General features: G+C 60.4%; 15 protein-coding genes and 1 pseudogene. 10 read left to right on the top strand and 6 right to left on the bottom strand.

All coding sequences use genetic code 11. The features are described from left to right. The first annotated feature begins 163 nt into the window (after positions 1-163). Both ACXRVY_RS00520 and ACXRVY_RS00515 read left to right on the top strand, forming a co-directional pair. Entirely contained in the window at positions 164-997 is an 834-nt protein-coding gene (locus tag ACXRVY_RS00520) for an EamA family transporter (RefSeq protein WP_223456751.1), read from the top strand. A 57-nt stretch (positions 998-1054) separates the two neighbouring features. Beyond that, a complete protein-coding gene (locus tag ACXRVY_RS00515) occupies positions 1055-1438 on the top strand; it encodes an MAPEG family protein (RefSeq protein WP_223456753.1) in 384 nt (127 codons plus the stop codon). Between the two features lie 154 nt (positions 1439-1592). On the opposite strand, the gene mltA is transcribed toward ACXRVY_RS00515, so the two are convergent. Continuing rightward, positions 1593-2777, bottom strand: a complete 1185-nt coding sequence (mltA, locus tag ACXRVY_RS00510; RefSeq protein WP_108217013.1) for a murein transglycosylase A — start codon at positions 2775-2777, stop codon at positions 1593-1595. Between the two features lie 128 nt (positions 2778-2905). Here mltA and ACXRVY_RS00505 point away from each other — a divergent pair. Beyond that, positions 2906-3157 (top strand): annotated as a pseudogene (locus tag ACXRVY_RS00505) (cytochrome c); the annotation flags it as partial. Positions 3158-3236: 79 nt separating this feature from the next. Here ACXRVY_RS00505 and ACXRVY_RS00500 read toward each other — a convergent pair. From ACXRVY_RS00500 to ACXRVY_RS00485, 4 genes are all read right to left on the bottom strand, one after another. Next, positions 3237-3632, bottom strand: a complete 396-nt coding sequence (locus ACXRVY_RS00500) for a DUF1090 domain-containing protein (protein ID WP_108217011.1) — start codon at positions 3630-3632, stop codon at positions 3237-3239. 96 nt (positions 3633-3728) lie between these two features. Next, entirely contained in the window at positions 3729-5408 is a 1680-nt protein-coding gene (gene ligB, locus ACXRVY_RS00495; RefSeq protein ID WP_223456755.1) for an NAD-dependent DNA ligase LigB, read from the bottom strand. A 294-nt stretch (positions 5409-5702) separates the two neighbouring features. Then, positions 5703-6893: a methionine adenosyltransferase gene (gene metK, locus ACXRVY_RS00490; RefSeq protein ID WP_223456756.1), complete on the bottom strand. Its 1191-nt coding sequence runs from the start codon at positions 6891-6893 to the stop codon at positions 5703-5705. A gap of 18 nt (positions 6894-6911) precedes the next feature. Beyond that, positions 6912-7907, bottom strand: coding sequence for an ArsR/SmtB family transcription factor (locus ACXRVY_RS00485; protein ID WP_223456757.1), 996 nt, complete (start codon positions 7905-7907; stop codon positions 6912-6914). Between the two features lie 272 nt (positions 7908-8179). On the opposite strand from ACXRVY_RS00485, the gene tkt reads away from it, so the two are divergent. The 6 genes from tkt (at position 8180) to fba (ending at position 14530) form a co-directional block, all read left to right on the top strand. Then, positions 8180-10177 carry a transketolase gene (gene tkt / locus ACXRVY_RS00480; protein ID WP_223456758.1) on the top strand — a complete coding sequence of 666 codons (1998 nt, stop codon included), beginning with the start codon at positions 8180-8182 and terminating at the stop codon, positions 10175-10177. Between the two features lie 151 nt (positions 10178-10328). Further along, a complete protein-coding gene (epd, locus tag ACXRVY_RS00475; protein ID WP_223456759.1) occupies positions 10329-11381 on the top strand; it encodes an erythrose-4-phosphate dehydrogenase in 1053 nt (350 codons plus the stop codon). A 12-nt stretch (positions 11382-11393) separates the two neighbouring features. Beyond that, positions 11394-12557, top strand: a complete 1164-nt coding sequence (locus ACXRVY_RS00470; RefSeq protein WP_223456760.1) for a phosphoglycerate kinase — start codon at positions 11394-11396, stop codon at positions 12555-12557. A 35-nt stretch (positions 12558-12592) separates the two neighbouring features. Then, positions 12593-12814 carry a hypothetical protein gene (locus ACXRVY_RS00465; RefSeq protein WP_223456761.1) on the top strand — a complete coding sequence of 74 codons (222 nt, stop codon included), beginning with the start codon at positions 12593-12595 and terminating at the stop codon, positions 12812-12814. A gap of 56 nt (positions 12815-12870) precedes the next feature. After that, positions 12871-13203: an MliC family protein gene (locus ACXRVY_RS00460; RefSeq protein WP_223456762.1), complete on the top strand. Its 333-nt coding sequence runs from the start codon at positions 12871-12873 to the stop codon at positions 13201-13203. Between the two features lie 262 nt (positions 13204-13465). Then, positions 13466-14530, top strand: coding sequence for a class II fructose-bisphosphate aldolase (gene fba / locus ACXRVY_RS00455; protein WP_007981624.1), 1065 nt, complete (start codon positions 13466-13468; stop codon positions 14528-14530). A 106-nt stretch (positions 14531-14636) separates the two neighbouring features. Here fba and ACXRVY_RS00450 read toward each other — a convergent pair whose 3' ends face one another. Further along, positions 14637-15302, bottom strand: coding sequence for a polysaccharide lyase family 7 protein (locus ACXRVY_RS00450; protein ID WP_223456763.1), 666 nt, complete (start codon positions 15300-15302; stop codon positions 14637-14639). Positions 15303-15623: 321 nt separating this feature from the next. Here ACXRVY_RS00450 and ACXRVY_RS00445 point away from each other — a divergent pair, with 321 nt between their 5' ends. Further along, positions 15624-17747 carry a putative bifunctional diguanylate cyclase/phosphodiesterase gene (locus ACXRVY_RS00445; RefSeq protein WP_458236948.1) on the top strand — a complete coding sequence of 708 codons (2124 nt, stop codon included), beginning with the start codon at positions 15624-15626 and terminating at the stop codon, positions 17745-17747. The last annotated feature ends 9 nt before the right edge of the window (positions 17748-17756 follow it).

The following is a 17756-nucleotide window of genomic DNA, read 5'->3' as shown; positions in this document are numbered from 1 at the left end:
CCGTTCTCGAGGAGTGCGGGCCGGGCAGAATTTTTATAGGAATTAGTCTGTGCGCAACTGAGTGCGGCGTGGTCGCTTGCAGTATAAACAGCCACTGACATATGGCGAACCAATTCTCTGCGCGAGTTTTGCAGGATCGTGGAGACAACAAAAGGAGTAGGCCGTGCTTGCGACGGCGTTGGTGTTGGTGGCGGCGCTGTTGCATGCGGCGTGGAATACCCTGATCAAGTTCAGTGCGGAGCGGTTGTTGGTKGTGGCCTGCATGGACAGCGTGGCGCTGCTATTTGTCGCGCTGATGTTGCCATTGCTGAGCGTGCCGCCGCTGGAGATCTGGCCGTGGATCCTGGCATCGGCGGCGTTCGAGTTGCTCTATCGCTATTTGTTGATCCAGGCCTATCGGGTCGGCGACCTCGGGCTGGTTTACCCGTTGATGCGCGGCCTGTCGCCGTTGGTGGTGCTGGCGCTGACGCTGATCTTTGCCGGGGAAGAGCTGACCCACCAACAGATTTTCGGAATCCTGCTGATCCCGTTCGGCATGCTGTGCCTGCTCTGGCAGGGCGGCGGCGGAACGCGCCTTCCATGGTCGATGCTACCGGTGGTGGCGCTGATCGGCCTGTGCATCGGTTGCTACACCTACATCGACGGGCAGGCATTGCGGCGCTGGTCCCATCCACTGGATTACCTGGTCTGGGTCACTCTGCTCAGCGCCTGGCCGTTTCCTCTATTGGCGTTGGTGCGTAAACGACCCGCGTTCTTGCTGTTCTGGCGCGAGCAGTGGCGGCTGGGCCTGGCGGTCGGGTTCTGCGTGTTGTTCAGCTACGCTTTGGTGCTGTGGGCGATGCAGTTGGGTTCGATAGCCGAGGCGGCAGCGTTGCGCGAGATCAGCGTGATTCTGGTGGTGCTGTTTGGCATGCGTTACCTGAAAGAACCGCTTGGCGGGCCACGGTTGCTCGCCTGTAGCCTTGTGATGATCGGCATACTGGTGATGAAGTTTTGATCGCCCGGATGGAATTCAACTCTCCACAACTAGACAACCAGAAGAAAGGACGACGTTATGACGGTGGCTCTGTGGTGCATTTTGATTGCGATTTTACTGCCGTATATGTGTACGTGGATCGCCAAGATCAGTGGCGGGTTCCGGCTGAAAGACAATCATGACCCTCGGGATTTTCTCGACTCTCTGGAAGGCTTGGGCAGGCGGGCACACTCGGCGCAGTTGAATAGTTACGAAGTGACCCCGGCGTTCGCCGCGGCGGTGATCGTAGCGCACCTGGTCGGCAATGCCGAACTGGTAACGGTCAATGTGCTGTCGGTGTTGTTCATTACCAGCCGCCTGCTCTACATCATTTGCTACCTGGCGGACTGGGCGACGCTGCGGTCGCTGGTGTGGTTCGTGGGGATGGCGTTGATCGTGAGTTTCTTTGTGGTGTCGGTCTGAATCTCGGGTGATGCTGATGGCCTTATCGCGGGCAAACCCGCTCCCACAGGTTTCTATAGTGAATATGGATTCTGTGTACACCGAAAACCCTGTGGGAGCGGCGGTGCGACGATTCGACTTGCCCGCGATAACTATCTAGCTGGCGATGCTGATTTCAAGGATTAGCCTTCACCGCATCCGCCACCTGCGGCACTTGCGGCAGCGCCGCACCTTTGGGCCAGAGCATCCAGATCTGTCCCTGCTGCTTCATGTCCCCGGCCAATTGCCCGGCCGCATCGCCGGTGCCCCAGAACAGATCCGCCCGGACCTCGCCGGCAATGGCGCCGCCGGTGTCCTGTGCGGCCACCGGGCGAACCAGGGCGGTACCGTCCGGTTTGGTGGTGGACAGCCACAACAGGCTGCCCAGCGGAATGACCTTGCGATCCACTGCCGCGCTGTAACCGGCGGTCAGCGGTACGTTCAGCGAGCCGCGGGGGCCTTCGTTGCTGTCCGGGTTACGGGTGAAGAACACGTAGCTGGGGTTGCTGCCGAGCAGTTCGGGAATCCGCGACGGATTGGCCTTGGCCCAGGTGCTGATGGCGCCCATGGTCACGTCTTCTTTTTTCAACTCGCCCTGTTCCACCAGCCAGCGGCCGATCGGTCGATACGGATGGCCGTTCTGATCGGCGTAAGCAATGCGCAACTGGCGGCCATTGTCGAGCTGGATACGACCCGAACCCTGGATTTGCAGGAACTGCAGGTTCATCGGATCGGTCAGCCAGGCCACGACCGGCGCCTTGACCCCTTTGCTATCAATGGTTGCCGCATCGTCGTACGGCTTGAGCACGCGACCTTCGAGCCGACCGCGCAGGCGTTTGCCCTTGAGTTCCGGGTAAATGCTGTCGAGGGCGACGATGATCATGTCTTCGGGGACGCCATAGACCGGGACATTGGCAGCGCCGGTCTGGGTCAGGCTCCCGGGATAGACCGGTTCGTAGTAGCCGGTGATCAGACCGCTGGGGTTGTCGTTGGCGGCGCGCAAGCCATAGACATCGAGGTTCTGTTTGAGAAAACCGCGAATGTCGCTGGCGGTTTGCGGCACGTTGGCAGCCGCTGCGCAGGTGCCACCCCAGACCGGGTCGGCCTTGAGTCGGGTGCAGGCGCTACGCCATGAGCCGAAGCCGGCGACCAGGTCGATGTCGGACACCGTCGGCAGCGCTTCCCATGTGGCACTGGAATAGGTCGCCAGAGCATGGGTCTTCGGTTGTTGGTTGTCGCCACCGGTGCAGCCTGCGAGCAGGGCCACCATCGGCAGGGTCCAGGCCAGACTGTGACGCCATGCCTTGATACGGCTGTTCATGGAGTGATTCCTTTGCCGGTTGCTTGAGTGCTCCATGCGCTCAAGCAACCCTTATTGATAATAGGGCTATTGGTCTTTGCCGATGACGCGAGGATACTGGCCGCCGTTTCCCGTGACCTGAAGCCACCATGACTCTTAAAAGACTTTCTGTTGTATTGCTGGCCTGCCTGACGTTGTCCGCTTGTGGCGGAGTCGACCCCAACTCGCCGCTCGGCCAGCGCAAGGCCATTTTCAAGCAAATGCTCAAGACTGGCGAAGACCTGGGCGGCATGCTGCGTGGGCGCATTGCGTTCGATGGCCCGAAGTTCGCCGAGGGCTCGGTGAAACTCGATGCGCTGTCCCGTGAGCCGTGGCAACACTTTCCGCAGGTCCGCGAAGAAGGCGCATGACCCTGTGGGAGCGAGCTTGCTCGCGAAGACTGCTTCGGCAACACCAAAGATCTTTGCTCGTTATCTGTTCTTATTTATCCAGCTCATCGAGTGCGTCCTGCAATTCCTTGCGGGCATCGGCAAGTTTGTCTTTGCGCTTGTTGATCTTGTCAGAGTCGCCTTTGCTCATGGCCTTGTCGAGGTCCGCCTGACGCTTGCTGACCTCGTGCCTGGCGTCAAGCACCTTGTTTTCCCGTTCCTTCTTCAGTGAGGCATCGGTGCAGTTCGCCTCGACTTCGCTCAGGGCTTTTTCCAGGCCGGCCTGCTGGTCGGCGTTGCCGTGGACCTTGGCCAATTCGATCTGGTTGACGATACCTTGCTTCCTGGCCGCGCAACCGGTCAGCCCCGGCGCTTCCTCGTCCGCCATCAACGGAGTGGCCAGCACGCTGCAAAGGGCCAACAGGACGAGCGGTGAAAGAAATTTCATAAAAGCTCCATGTAAGAAGACAGGCGGGCCGGTGTGGCAATGGCTTGTTGGAGCCCTGCGGTCCCCTGGGGTTCCCGCTGGGCGCAAGGCTGACCGCTAAAAGCCGTCAATCCCCGCATCACGTAACGTTTCACTCAAGGCCAGGACCTGCGGATCGCGGAAAAAAGCGTTCAGTTGCGCCGCGCGTCCCGGACCGATACCGGTCTCGGCCCGCCATTGTTCGATGTCTCGCTGCGCCAGTGCCTGCCATGAATTGCCGAGGTGCACCTGACCTGTCGGCGGTAATCCCAGGGCTTTCAGCCAGTGCGCGAACGGGCGTTGCCGGGCCCGGTTGAAGCTGTCTGCGAGGCGAACCGCGCTGCGCTCGCCGAAACCGTCAATGGTAGCAAGCTCTTGAGCATCGAGGGGCAACCAATCCAGCAGACCGTTCAGGCGACCTGTTGCAAGAAGTTTTTCCCAAGTGCCCGGACCCACATTGGGCAGCGCGAGACCCTGTTTGCTGCTGAGCCAGGTCAGGCGCGCGAGAAACTGGCTCTCACAGCCCGGAGTCGGTCGCCAGCAACTCAATGAATTAAAGTCCTCTGCCAGCGGCACGTTCAATTCGGCGCGTGCGCTGCTGCGCAATACAACGCTATCGAGCCTGGGAATGGTCAGCCCGGCCAGGCTGATGGCGACCTGGTCACCCGGACGTATGTCCAGCGCCTGCCAGCGTTGCAACGACCCGACGCTGACGAGTTTGATCTGCCGGTCATCGAGCTTCACCGGGGTCAGTTCAAGTACCGGAGTGATCCGCCCGGTCCGGCCGATTTTGAAGTGAACCTGGCGGACTTCGGCCAGTGCCTGGGCGAAGGGGTATTTCCAGGCGATGGCCCAGTAAGGTGACCTGGCCTGCCAGCGTTCGGCGGCCGGGCGTTGGTTCTGGCGCAGGACAATGCCGTCGCTGGCAAAGGGCAGGGGGGAGCGATACCAGTGTTCGCGCCAGCGTTCGGCATCGATGACGGAGGTGACTGGCTGGCTGTATGCCGTGGTACTCGGGAAGCCCAGCGCAGTCAGCGCCGCGGCACGCGCGGGCACGCTCGCCGGCCCTTGGGGCCAGTCCCAGACAAACAAGTCGATGTTGGCGGCCTGTTCGGCGCTCAAGACCTTGCGCGCCATCAGGCCGGCCACCGAGCCACGGGCATTGAGGCTACCGGCCCGGGCCTGCACATGATCGGTCAGGCGCCAATACAGTTCGCCTTGCACGATCAAGTCCCGGGCTTGCGATAGCCGTTGCGGGATGGCCTGAATCTGCCGTGCAGGAACCGTCCAGTCCTGACCGCTCTGGCCGTCACCACGGCTGACTGCCTGGGCCAACAGGCCGTTACGGTAAACCAGGGTCACCGCCACTCCATCGATTTTAGGCTGGACCCAGACGTCCACCCGGCCACGCAGCCAGTTTTCCACGGCGGGCCGATCGTGCAGTTTGTCCAGGCCGGTGTGGGCGATGGGGTGGGGCAGTGTGCCGCGTGCAGTGCGCAAGGGGTCTGCGGACGGGCTCAGATTGAAGCAGTGGCGCCATTGGGTGAGTCGTACGCGGGACTGGTCGTAGAGTTCATCGGCTACCAGTGAGCGTCCCTGGCGGTGATAGCTGTCGTCCCAGAAGTCGATCTGCTGTTGCAGTTTGTTGACTTCGTTCAGGGCGCGTTCGGATGGCCAGTCCGGGCACTCGGTGGCATTGGCGGTCAGGTGGGCAAAGGTCAGTAGAAAGGCGAGAAACAGGCGCAGGTCGGGAAGCATCTTGAGCGTCCTTGCTCGGTGAGGTGTGTGAAGGCTAGGTCAGTATCAGTTGGCATAGCGAGGGGGTGTTTTGCCGGGTATTTCCGGTGGATGTGCTGGCCTCATCGCGAGCAAGCTCGCTCCCACAGTTGACGGTGGTGTTCACAAATCATCTGACCAACTCATAACCCTGTGGGAGCGGCGGTGCGACGATTCGACTTGCCCGCGATAGTCGCAACACGGTGTAAAGCGAATGGCAATAAAAAGCCCCGCAAGGCGCGAACCATGCGGGGCTTCGGGTGTTGCGGGGAAATCTTACAGGCCGGCAGCGGAACGCAGAGCGTCGGCGCGGTCGGTTTTTTCCCAGGTGAACGTGGTGAAGGTGTCGTTACCAACGGTCTTGGTTGCCGGGGTGCGACCGAAGTGGCCGTACGCAGCGGTTTCCTGATACATCGGGTGCAGCAGGTCGAGCATGGTGGTGATCGCGTATGGACGCAGGTCGAACACTTCGCGGACCAGTTTGACGATCTTGTCATCGCTGATCTTGCCGGTGCCGAAGGTGTTCAGCGAGATCGAAGTCGGCTGGGCAACGCCGATGGCGTAGGAAACCTGAATTTCGCAACGCTCGGCCAGGCCGGCAGCAACGATGTTCTTGGCCACGTAACGACCGGCGTAGGCTGCCGAACGGTCAACCTTCGATGGATCTTTACCGGAGAACGCGCCGCCACCGTGACGGGCCATGCCGCCGTAGCTGTCGACGATGATCTTGCGACCGGTCAGGCCGCAGTCACCCACCGGGCCGCCGATGATGAACTGGCCGGTCGGGTTGATGTGGAACTGGGTGTCCTTGCTCAGCAGTTCGGCAGGCAGCACGTGCTTGACGATCAGCTCCATCACGCCTTCGCGCAGGTCGTTGTACGACACTTCAGGGTTGTGCTGGGTCGACAGGACAACGGCGTCGATGCCGACAACCTTGCCGTTTTCGTAGCGGCAGGTCACTTGCGACTTGGCGTCCGGACGCAGCCAAGGCAGCAGGCCGGATTTGCGGGCTTCGGCCTGGCGCTGCACCAGCTGGTGCGAGAAGGTGATCGGTGCTGGCATCAGCACGTCGGTTTCGTTGCTGGCGTAGCCGAACATCAGGCCCTGGTCGCCGGCACCCTGATCTTCAGGCTTGGCACGGTCGACACCCTGGTTGATGTCAGGGGACTGCTTGCCGATGATGTTCATCACGCCGCAGGTCGCACCGTCGAAGCCGACGTTGGAGCTGGTGTAGCCGATGTCGGTGATCACGTCACGAACGATCTGTTCCAGGTCGACCCAGGCCGAGGTGGTGACTTCGCCGGCGATGATCGCCACGCCCGTTTTCACCAGAGTCTCGCACGCCACACGGGCGAACTTGTCTTCAGCAATGATGGCGTCCAGCACCGCATCAGAAATCTGGTCGGCGATTTTGTCCGGATGCCCTTCAGACACGGACTCGGAGGTGAAAAGGGAGTATTCGCTCATCTCGATGTTTTCCTGAATTTACCGATGGTGAGTGTCGCCAGCCGGTCGCTGAAAATGGCGGACCTGGATCTGGAAACCATTGCGTAAGCCTACATAGAGGCTTTCCCCGGGAGCGAGTCCCGCAGCGGTGGCCCAACGGGCCAAATCGTCCTGTTCAAACCCCAGCCAGAGATCACCGCAGGCCTCCCTGGCCCAACTCTGGTTGTGGCTACATAACTCTGTCACTAACAGGCTACCGCCTGGTTGCAGCAAGTGGGCCATGTGCTTGAGCGCATCGGCCGGTGCGGCAAAATGGTGCAGCACCATGTTCAGTACCACGCAATCGGCCTTGAGGCTGACGCCGTTCAATGCATCGGCCAGTTGCAGGCTAACGTTAGTCAGTTTGTCGCGTTCGCAGACCTGGCGCGCCAGTTCGAGCATCGCGGTGCTGTTATCCAGCGCCGTGACTTGCGAGAAGCGGCGCGCCAGTTCCGGCAGGAATGCGCCATCGCCGGGGCCGACTTCAATGGCCGTGGCGTCTTTGTCGAAGCTCAACTTGTCGAGCAGGGCCACCACGCTTTCGCGGTATTGCGGCAGGCCGGCGATCAAGTCTTGCTGGGCGCGAAACTTTTCCGCAACCCGTGAGAAAAAGTCCTGGCTGGCGGCCGCGCGTTGCCCATGGACCTGGGCGATGCGCGACTGTACGTCGGTTGGCAGCGTCAGGTTGTCCACTTCTTCGAGCAGGGCTGCGTGCAGTTTGCCGCCCGGCAGTTCGGTGTGGGGCAGGGCGCGACGGTAGAAAATCGCGTTGCCTTCGCGGCGCGTCGCCACCAGGCCGGCCTGGGCCAGTACCTTGAGGTGGTGGCTCATGCCTGACTGGCCGATGCCGAAGATCTGCGCCAGTTCCAGCACACCGAACGAGTCGTTGGCCAGTGCGCGCAAAACATTCAAACGCAGGGGATCACCGCCAGCCTTGCACAAGGCCGCCAGCTCATCGCAATCGTCATGTTGAATGGAGGGCACACGTAAATTCATAAGGCCGGCAGTCTAGTCACGGGTCGAAGGCATCGCAAGAGCAATATCAAAAAGTTTTGATATTGCTCGATGGATGGCACTTCTTGGCGTTAGGTTCAGTCAACAAAGCCAGAGCAGAAAGGTTTCATCACGTTAATACGTCGTTATCCTTTGGAAAAACGCCTCCAGATGACTATCTGTCATTGCCCCGAGGCGGCCCGGTGAGGGAAAATGCTCGCCTTTTTTCCGTTTCGATTTACTCACTCTTGTTTCAGAATCCCAGGAGAACAGCGATGCCTAGCCGTCGTGAGCGTGCCAACGCCATTCGTGCCCTCAGCATGGATGCCGTGCAAAAAGCCAACAGCGGCCATCCCGGTGCCCCTATGGGTATGGCAGATATCGCCGAGGTACTTTGGCGCGACTACCTCAAGCACAACCCGAGCAATCCATCATTCGCCGACCGTGACCGCTTCGTACTGTCCAACGGCCATGGCTCGATGCTGATCTACTCGCTGCTGCACCTGACCGGCTATGACCTGTCGATCGATGATCTGAAGCAGTTCCGCCAACTGCACAGCCGTACCCCGGGCCACCCGGAACTCGGCTACACCCCGGGCGTTGAAACCACCACCGGTCCACTGGGTCAGGGCCTGGCCAACGCCGTGGGTTTTGCCCTGGCTGAGAAAGTCATGGCAGCGCAGTTCAACCGTCCTGGCCACAACATTGTCGACCACCACACCTATGTTTTCCTGGGTGATGGCTGCATGATGGAAGGCATTTCCCACGAAGTCGCTTCCCTGGCCGGTACCCTGGGCCTGGGCAAACTGATCGCCTTCTACGATGACAACGGCATTTCCATCGATGGCGAAGTCGAAGGCTGGTTCACCGACGACACGCCGAAGCGCTTTGAGTCCTACAACTGGCAAGTGATCCGCAATGTCGACGGTCACGACCCGGAAGAGATCAAGACGGCGATCGACACTGCGCGCAAAAGCGAGCAGCCAACCCTGATCTGCTGCAAGACCACCATCGGTTTCGGTTCACCGAACAAGCAAGGCAAGGAAGATTGCCACGGCGCCCCGCTGGGTGACGCGGAAATCGCCCTGACCCGTGCGGCGCTGAAATGGAATCACGGCCCGTTCGAAATCCCGGCCGACATCTACGCCGAGTGGGACGCCAAGGAAACCGGTTGCGCCGTGGAAGCCGAGTGGGATCAGCGTTTCGCTGCCTACTCTGCCGCTTTCCCGACCGAAGCCAACGAATTGGTGCGTCGTCTGAGCGGTGACCTGCCAGCCGACTTCGCCGAGAAGGCCGATGCCTACATCGCCGAAGTGGCGGCCAAGGGCGAAACCATTGCCAGCCGTAAAGCCAGCCAGAACGCCCTGAACGCGTTCGGCCCGCTGCTGCCCGAGTTCCTTGGCGGCTCGGCTGACCTGGCCGGTTCCAACCTGACCCTGTGGAAAGGTTGTAAAGGCGTCACCGCTGAAGACGCCAGCGGCAACTACATGTACTACGGCGTGCGCGAATTCGGCATGACCGCGATCATGAACGGCGTAGCCCTGCACGGCGGCCTGGTGCCTTACGGCGCAACCTTCCTGATGTTCATGGAATACGCCCGTAACGCGGTACGCATGTCGGCCCTGATGAAGCAGCGCGTGATCCACGTCTACACCCACGACTCCATCGGCCTGGGCGAAGACGGCCCGACTCACCAGCCAATCGAGCAACTGGCCAGCCTGCGCTGCACGCCGAACCTCGATACCTGGCGTCCAGCCGACGCCGTTGAATCGGCGGTGAGCTGGAAGTACGCACTGGAGCGCAAGGACGGTCCTTCGGCTCTGATCTTCTCCCGTCAGAACCTGCAGCACCAGACCCGCAGCGCCCTGCAGATCGCCGACATCAGCCGTGGCGGCTACGTGTTGAAGGACTGCTCTGGCGAGCCTGAGCTGATCCTGATCGCCACCGGTTCGGAAGTCGGTCTGGCCGTTCAGGCCTTCGACAAACTGACCGAACAAGGCCGCAAGGTGCGCGTGGTTTCCATGCCGTGCACCAGCGTGTTCGATGCCCAGGACGCCGGCTACAAGCAAGCGGTCCTGCCGTTGCAGGTCAGTGCCCGTATCGCCATCGAGGCTTCCCATGCCGACTACTGGTACAAGTACGTGGGCCTGGAAGGCCGCGTGATCGGCATGACCACCTACGGCGAGTCGGCGCCTGCGCCAGCCTTGTTCGAAGAGTTCGGCTTCACCCTGGAAAACATCCTGGGTCAGGCTGAAGAGCTGCTGGAAGACTAAGTCCGACAGTTGTGTTGTCTGGTCTGACGCCATCGCGGGCAAGCCCGCTCCCACAAGGACGGTGAGTACCCTGTGGGAGCGGGCTTGCCCGCGATAGCGGTCGATCAGGCGACGCWGCACTAACGGATTCACCACGGTAATCGAGAACCCCATGCCTCAACCGCGTCCCTACAAAGTTGCACTCAACGGCTACGGCCGGATTGGTCGTTGCGTCTTGCGTGCGTTGTTCGAGCGAGGCGACAAGGCCGGGTTCGAGATTGTCGCGATCAACGATCTGGCCGACATGGCCAGCATCGAATACCTGACACGCTTCGACTCCACCCACGGGCGTTTTCCCGGCGAAGTGAAGGTCGACGGCGATTGTCTGCATATCAATGGCGACTGCGTGAAGGTCCTGCGCAGCGCCACCCCCGAAGGCATCGATTGGGCGTCTCTGGGCGTCGATCTGGTGCTGGAGTGCTCCGGCGCTTACCACACCCGCGAAGATGGCCAGCGTTTTATCGATGCCGGCGCCCCGCGTGTGCTGTTTTCCCAGCCGATGGCCAGCGAGACGGACGTCGACGCGACCATCGTCTATGGCGTGAACCAGGATTGCCTGACCGGCGACGAACTGCTGGTGTCCAACGCGTCTTGCACCACCAACTGCGGCGTGCCGCTGTTGCGCCTGCTGAATCAGGCCATTGGCCTGGATTACGTGTCGATCACCACCATTCACTCGGCCATGAACGATCAGCCGGTCATCGATGCCTATCACCACGAAGACCTGCGCCGCACCCGTTCGGCGTTCCAGTCGGTGATTCCAGTGTCCACCGGTCTGGCGCGTGGTATCGAACGCCTGTTGCCGGAACTTGCCGGACGAATTCAGGCCAAAGCCGTGCGGGTGCCAACGGTCAACGTGTCCTGCCTCGATATCACGATGCAGACCGCTACCGCGACCGATGCCACCGAGGTTAACCGGATCCTGCGCGAAGCCGCCACCAGCGGCCCGCTCAAAGGCCTTCTGGCCTATACCGAGCTACCCCACGCAAGCTGTGATTTCAACCATGACCCACATTCGGCGATCGTCGATGCCAGTCAGACCCGCGTTTCCGGCCCACGGCTGGTGAACATCCTGGCCTGGTTCGACAACGAATGGGGTTTTGCCAACCGAATGCTGGACGTTGCAGAACACTATCTGCAATCAGCAATTTCAAAAAAACCGTAGGAAGTGCGACCCATGACCGTGTTGAAGATGTCCGACCTCGATCTGCAAGGTAAGCGCGTATTGATCCGCGAAGACCTCAACGTCCCAGTCAAGGACGGTGTTGTCACCAGCGATGCGCGTATCCTGGCCTCGCTGCCGACCATCAAGCTGGCCCTGGAAAAAGGCGCGGCCGTGATGGTCTGCTCGCACCTTGGCCGTCCGACCGAAGGCGAGTTCTCGGCCGAGAACAGCCTCAAGCCAGTCGCCGACTACCTGAGCCGTGCCCTGGGCCGTGAAGTGCCGCTGGTGGCCGATTACCTGGACGGCGTCGACGTCAAGGCCGGCGACATCGTGCTGTTCGAAAACGTGCGTTTCAACAAAGGCGAGAAAAAGAACGCTGACGAACTGGCCCGGCAATACGCTGCCCTGTGCGACGTGTTCGTGATGGACGCTTTCGGCACCGCTCACCGTGCCGAGGGTTCGACCCACGGCGTGGCCAAGTTCGCCAAAGTCGCTGCTGCCGGCCCGCTGCTGGCCGCTGAACTGGACGCACTGGGCAAAGCCCTGGGCGCCCCGGCCCAGCCGATGGCGGCCATCGTCGCCGGCTCCAAGGTGTCGACCAAGCTCGATGTACTCAACAGCCTGAGCCAGATCTGCAACCAGTTGATCGTTGGTGGCGGCATCGCCAACACCTTCCTGGCCGCTGCCGGTCATCCAGTCGGCAAGTCGCTGTACGAGCCGGATCTGCTGGATACCGCTCGCGCCATCGCCGCCAAAGTCAGCGTGCCGTTGCCAGTGGACGTGGTGGTTGCCAAGGAATTCGCTGAAAGCGCCGCTGCGACCGTCAAGCTGATCGCTGACGTCGCTGCCGACGACATGATCCTGGACATCGGCCCGCAGACCGCGGCGAATTTCGCCGAGCTGCTGAAGTCGTCCAAGACTATCCTGTGGAACGGCCCGGTCGGCGTGTTCGAGTTCGATCAGTTCGGTAATGGCACCAAAGTGCTGGCCCAGGCCATCGCAGACAGCGCGGCGTTCTCCATTGCCGGCGGTGGCGACACCCTGGCTGCCATCGACAAGTATGGCGTGGCCGAGCAGATCTCCTACATTTCTACCGGTGGTGGCGCGTTCCTCGAATTCGTCGAAGGCAAGGTTCTACCAGCCGTTGAAGTCCTGGAAAGCCGGGCCAAGGCCTGAGGGTCGCCCGTTAGACCAGGCAAGGGAGTGTTTACATGGTCAAGACGTTAGCGCTGTTGATCGTCGCGGGTTCACTGGTGGCGTGCGGGAGTAACCCGAAGGCCACGCCGGAACCTGCGCCGTCCGAGTCGGAAAAAGGCTGCTACCAGGCTGACTGGCAGGCCGAAACCAACCCGGTGCTCAACAAGCGCGCAGGTCCCGAGGGTCTGGACAAATACGAGACCCAGGCACCCGCCAAGGAACATGGCTGCCCTTGACGGGTCAGACTCTTTACTCAGGGCTGGCAGCGTGCGCCGTCAGCCGAGGGACACGGATGAAAGGTTTTATCGCAGTTGCGGCATTGGCGTTGTTGGCCGGTTGTGCTCAGTTGAACCTGTTCCATTCGTCCGCGCCTGTGGATAACTGGACCACCTGGACCTGCGACAGCCAGGCCAAAGTGCTGTGGCGCTACACCGACGACAGCCGCAGGGAAGTCGACGTGCGCCTGGGCGGTGCCGATCAGGTCTACCGCCTGAAGCAGGAACCGGGTGCATCGGGTTCGCTRTACAGCAATGACATGCTGGCGTTTCACATAAAAGGTGAGGAAGGCCTGGTTTACTGGGTCGCCACCAATGATTTGATCGGCCGCGGTTGCAAGGCTGAATAACACGATTCATTTGATGTACAGAGATTCAATTGTGGGAGCGAGCTTGCTCGCGATAGCGGTATCACAGTCACATCAATGCTGAATGTGCCGCCCCCATCGCGAGCAAGCTCGCTCCCACAGGGTTTCTGTGTCGTATTTAAGATTTTGGTAACACCCGAATCCGCAGCCCGGGCCAACCCCCGATCTGCAATAACTTGAATAGCCGCCGCCGCTACGGCAGGCTGGCACGATTAACGACCCTCAACCGGGAGAGATATACACAATGGCACTTATCAGCATGCGCCAGATGCTGGACCACGCAGCCGAGTTCGGCTACGGCGTTCCAGCCTTCAACGTCAACAACCTTGAGCAGATGCGCGCCATCATGGAAGCCGCTGACAAGACTGACTCCCCGGTGATCGTCCAGGCTTCGGCCGGTGCTCGCAAATACGCCGGCGCACCGTTCCTGCGTCACCTGATCCTGGCAGCCATCGAAGAGTTCCCGCACATCCCGGTGTGCATGCACCAGGACCACGGCACCAGCCCTGACGTCTGCCAGCGCTCCATTCAACTGGGCTTCAGCTCGGTGATGATGGACGGTTCCCTGGGCGAAGACGGCAAGACCCCGACCGACTACGACTACAACGTGCGTGTGACCCAACAGACCGTGGCCATGGCTCACGCCTGCGGCGTTTCGGTAGAAGGCGAGCTGGGCTGCCTGGGTTCGCTGGAAACCGGCATGGCCGGTGAGGAAGACGGTATCGGCGCCGAAGGCGTTCTGGATCACAGCCAGATGCTGACCGACCCGGAAGAAGCCGCTGACTTCGTAAAACGCACTCAGGTTGATGCCCTGGCCATCGCTATCGGCACCAGCCACGGCGCCTACAAGTTCACCAAGCCGCCTACCGGCGACGTGCTGGCCATCGACCGCATCAAGGAAATCCACAAGCGCATTCCGAACACTCACCTGGTGATGCACGGTTCGTCTTCGGTTCCGCAAGAATGGCTGGCGATCATCAACCAGTACGGCGGCGACATAAAGGAAACCTACGGCGTACCGGTTGAAGAAATCGTCGAAGGTATCAAGCACGGCGTGCGCAAGGTCAACATCGACACCGACCTGCGCCTGGCATCCACTGGCGCAATGCGTCGCCTGATGGCCACCAACCCGAGCGAGTTCGACCCGCGTAAATTCTTCGGCGCCACCGTGACCGCCATGCGCGATGTGTGCATCGCTCGCTACGAAGCCTTCGGTACTGCCGGCAACGCTTCGAAGATCAAGGCGATCTCGTTGGAAGGGATGTATCAGCGTTACCTGAAGGGTGAGTTGAACGCCAAGGTCAACTAAGACCGTCAGCGTTTTAGTCGCATGAAAAACCCGCAGAAATGCGGGTTTTTTGTGAGCGCAAGATCAAAAGATCGTCCGAAGGCTGCGATCGTTTCAACGGTAAATACTATTGATTGTGATCGATATCCAGATGGCTGAACGTCACTTCCCCGCCTTCAGTGGTGTACCCCGTGTTGTCCTGTACATAAACCCCAGCCTTGAAGTACAGCGGCTTATCACGCCACATCGTGCTGATATCGGTATTCCACTGATAGCCCGCCGCACTGATGCCCAATGCACCGCCGGGGCTGAGGTGGATGAGGTAGGAGAATTCCTGATTGAGTTTCACGCCGGTGGCGATGGTGATGACTCGGGGGGTGTCGTCGGGGTGCATGCGGACCTTGGCGACGATATTGCCGGTGGCTGTACTGGTTTTGTATTGGTATTCGACCTTCACCAGAGGTTTCTGGCTCTGAAAGGTATGGATCTGGCCGATGACGATCTTCCCGGAACTGGGCACCTGATTCACTGCCAGCGTGGCATGTAACAAATTGTCGGCATCCGGGTAATACCAGTTGTGCAACGTGCCATTGCTGTAGGTTTCACGCAATTCAGTGCGCGGATAAATCGCGTTTTCGGTACGGGAACCGGTCACGGGCGTCCAGAAAAACAATGTGCCGGTGTCGGAATGGAAGTATTGATCCTTGAAACCATCCACCAGCTTGGCGGTTTCGACGGTGTACGGCGGGCTGCCGACGGGGACGCTGAGGTTCCAGGTTGCGAGATCGATCATGTCGGTTCATCCGCTCGATTCATGCTGCACAGGTGTGCCAGAAGCTCTAGGCCGCACCTTTGGGGCAGCCTTTATAAGCGTAGCGGGATATTTTGTTAACGCTCGTCGGACGGGTGGTTGACGTCAACATCCTGTCGGAATGCCATCTATCCCGGTTTCATGAGTCTGAACCATCGACCGTTAGTCGGTAAAAAGACACAATGATGAGTGATGGCTCACTGACACCTTCTGCTTTTGCAGAACCGGGTCTAGAGTGATGGCACAGTATTTGTCCGGTTTTCACGAGAAGCCGGTCTGACGCCCCGCAATTAGAGAAGCAGCATGGAATGCGCGCAACCCACGCCAGTAGAAGGCGGCTCAACCCTTTTAGTCGTCGATGATTACCCTGAAAACCTGATCAGCATGCGCGCGTTGTTACAGCGCCAGGGCTGGCGGGTCATGACTGCCGCCTCGGGCTTCGAGGCCCTCGGCGTGTTGCTTGAACACGATATCGACCTGGTGCTGCTGGACGTGCGGATGCCGGGCATGGACGGCTATGAAGTGGCGCGCCTGATGCGCGGTAGCCAGCGGACCCGTCTCACGCCGATCATTTTCCTGACCGCCAACGAACAGTCCCAGGACGCGGTGATCAAGGGCTATGCCAGTGGTGCGGTGGATTACCTGTTCAAGCCGTTCGACCCACAGATCTTCACGCCCAAGGTCCAGGCGTTGCTCGAACACCAGCGTAACCGCCGGGCTTTGCAGCGTCTGAGTCATGATCTGGAATCCGCTCGTGCCTTTAATGCGTCGGTGCTGGACAACGCTGCCGAAGGCATTCTGGTATTGGGTGAGGACGGTCTGATTCGTTTTGCCAATCCGGCGATGTCACGGCTGCTCAATGCCACGGTGCAGGAACTGCAAGGCAAGGAGTTTCTGGACTACCTGCAAAAACCGCATATCCCGATCTGGGCCGATTCCGAGTTGCTGGCCGGATATAAACGCGGAGAAACCCTGCGCCTGCACGATGCCCTGCTACGTACGGCACCCGGCCAGCAGGTGCCGGTGGCCTTGTCCTGCGCGCCGTTGCCTGCCGAGCAGCATGCGATGGTGGTCACCGTGCTGGACATGTCGGTGGTGCGCCATCTGCATAAGCAACTGGAATTTCAGGCGGTCACCGATCCGCTGACCGGATTGCTCAACCGCCGGGGTTTCTACCAGACCGTAGAGAACCTGCTGTTGCGCGGTGAGCACTCCGACAGTTCCTGGGTCTTGATGTACCTGGACCTCGACGGCTTCAAGCGCGTCAATGATTCGCTCGGGCACGATGCCGGCGATCGGGTGCTGCGCTGGGTCTGCGAACAGTTGAAGGCTTGCCTGCGGCCCTTCGACATTCTGGCGCGGATGGGCGGTGACGAATTCACCGCGCTGCTGGATCTGGAGTTCCCCGAGCAAGCGGCGAAGATTGCCGAGAAACTCATCGAGCGAGTGTCGATCTGTCAGCAGATCGATGGCCTCGATATCGCCTTGGGTGCCAGTATCGGCATCGCCACGTTCCCGGATTGTGGTGCCAATCTCGACGGGATGCTGCGGGCGGCCGACATTGCCATGTACGAAGCCAAGCGTGCCGGTCGCCAGCAATATCGCTTCTACGATCACGAAATGAACGGCCGGGCGCGCTCGCGGCTGATGCTGGAAGAAAGTGTGCGAACCGCCATTGAGAATCGGGATTTCAATCTGGTGTATCAGCCTCAGGTGGCGATTGCCGACGGGCGGATCCGTGGCTTCGAGGCCTTGTTGCGCTGGCAGCATCCGAGCGTTGGCGATGTACCCCCGGGGCTGTTTTTGCCATTGCTGGAGGAGGCGCGGCTGATCAGTCGTCTGGGCAGCTGGATCTACCATCGCAGCGCCGGGCAGCGCAAAGCCTGGGAGTCCCTGTTTACCGAGGACCTGGTGCTCGGCGTCAGTTTGAGCAGTACGCAGTTCGGCATGCCCAACCTGGTCACTGAGTTGCGTCAGGTGCTTGAGCGCCATGGCTTGCAACCGCGTTATCTAGAAGTCGAGGTCACGGAAGAGGCCTTGATGCACAACCCCGAAGAAACCCGCAAGCAATTGCGCCTGCTGCACAATCTGGGCGTACGGGTGGCACTGGATGACTTCGGGGCCGGACCGTGCGCCCTGTCGCACTTGCGCGACCTGGATCTGGATACCCTCAAGCTCGACCGGCATTTGATCGCCCGGTTGCCGGAGTCGGCAAGGGATGCGGCGCTGGTACGCAGTGTCATCGAGCTGTGCAAGCAGTTCGGGATGCTGGTGATCGCCGAAGGGGTGGAAACCRTCGCGCAGTATGAATGGCTGCAGGCCAACGGATGTGAATATGTGCAAGGCTTTCTGGTGGCCCGGCCGATGATGGCCGAAGACACCGGGGTCTTTGTCCAGCCGTTTGACTGGAGCGCGCTGCCCCGCTGAATTCGCTAC

The organism is Pseudomonas sp. P5_A2_2, assembly GCF_054177685.1.
Note: the sequence above shows the minus strand (reverse complement) of the source record. Positions and strands in the feature narration are given on the sequence as shown.

What these genes read in the sequence shown, in the direction of transcription:
- ACXRVY_RS00515 (WP_223456753.1), top strand. Translation starts at nt 1,055, where the DNA reads ATGACGGTGGCTCTGTGGTGCATTTTGATTGCGATTTTACTGCCGTAT.
- mltA (WP_108217013.1), bottom strand. Translation starts at nt 2,777, where the DNA reads ATGAACAGCCGTATCAAGGCATGGCGTCACAGTCTGGCCTGGACCCTG.
- ACXRVY_RS00500 (WP_108217011.1), bottom strand. Translation starts at nt 3,632, where the DNA reads ATGAAATTTCTTTCACCGCTCGTCCTGTTGGCCCTTTGCAGCGTGCTG.
- ligB (WP_223456755.1), bottom strand. Translation starts at nt 5,408, where the DNA reads ATGCTTCCCGACCTGCGCCTGTTTCTCGCCTTTCTACTGACCTTTGCC.
- metK (WP_223456756.1), bottom strand. Translation starts at nt 6,893, where the DNA reads ATGAGCGAATACTCCCTTTTCACCTCCGAGTCCGTGTCTGAAGGGCAT.
- ACXRVY_RS00485 (WP_223456757.1), bottom strand. Translation starts at nt 7,907, where the DNA reads ATGAATTTACGTGTGCCCTCCATTCAACATGACGATTGCGATGAGCTG.
- tkt (WP_223456758.1), top strand. Translation starts at nt 8,180, where the DNA reads ATGCCTAGCCGTCGTGAGCGTGCCAACGCCATTCGTGCCCTCAGCATG.
- epd (WP_223456759.1), top strand. Translation starts at nt 10,329, where the DNA reads ATGCCTCAACCGCGTCCCTACAAAGTTGCACTCAACGGCTACGGCCGG.
- ACXRVY_RS00470 (WP_223456760.1), top strand. Translation starts at nt 11,394, where the DNA reads ATGACCGTGTTGAAGATGTCCGACCTCGATCTGCAAGGTAAGCGCGTA.
- ACXRVY_RS00465 (WP_223456761.1), top strand. Translation starts at nt 12,593, where the DNA reads ATGGTCAAGACGTTAGCGCTGTTGATCGTCGCGGGTTCACTGGTGGCG.
- fba (WP_007981624.1), top strand. Translation starts at nt 13,466, where the DNA reads ATGGCACTTATCAGCATGCGCCAGATGCTGGACCACGCAGCCGAGTTC.
- ACXRVY_RS00450 (WP_223456763.1), bottom strand. Translation starts at nt 15,302, where the DNA reads ATGATCGATCTCGCAACCTGGAACCTCAGCGTCCCCGTCGGCAGCCCG.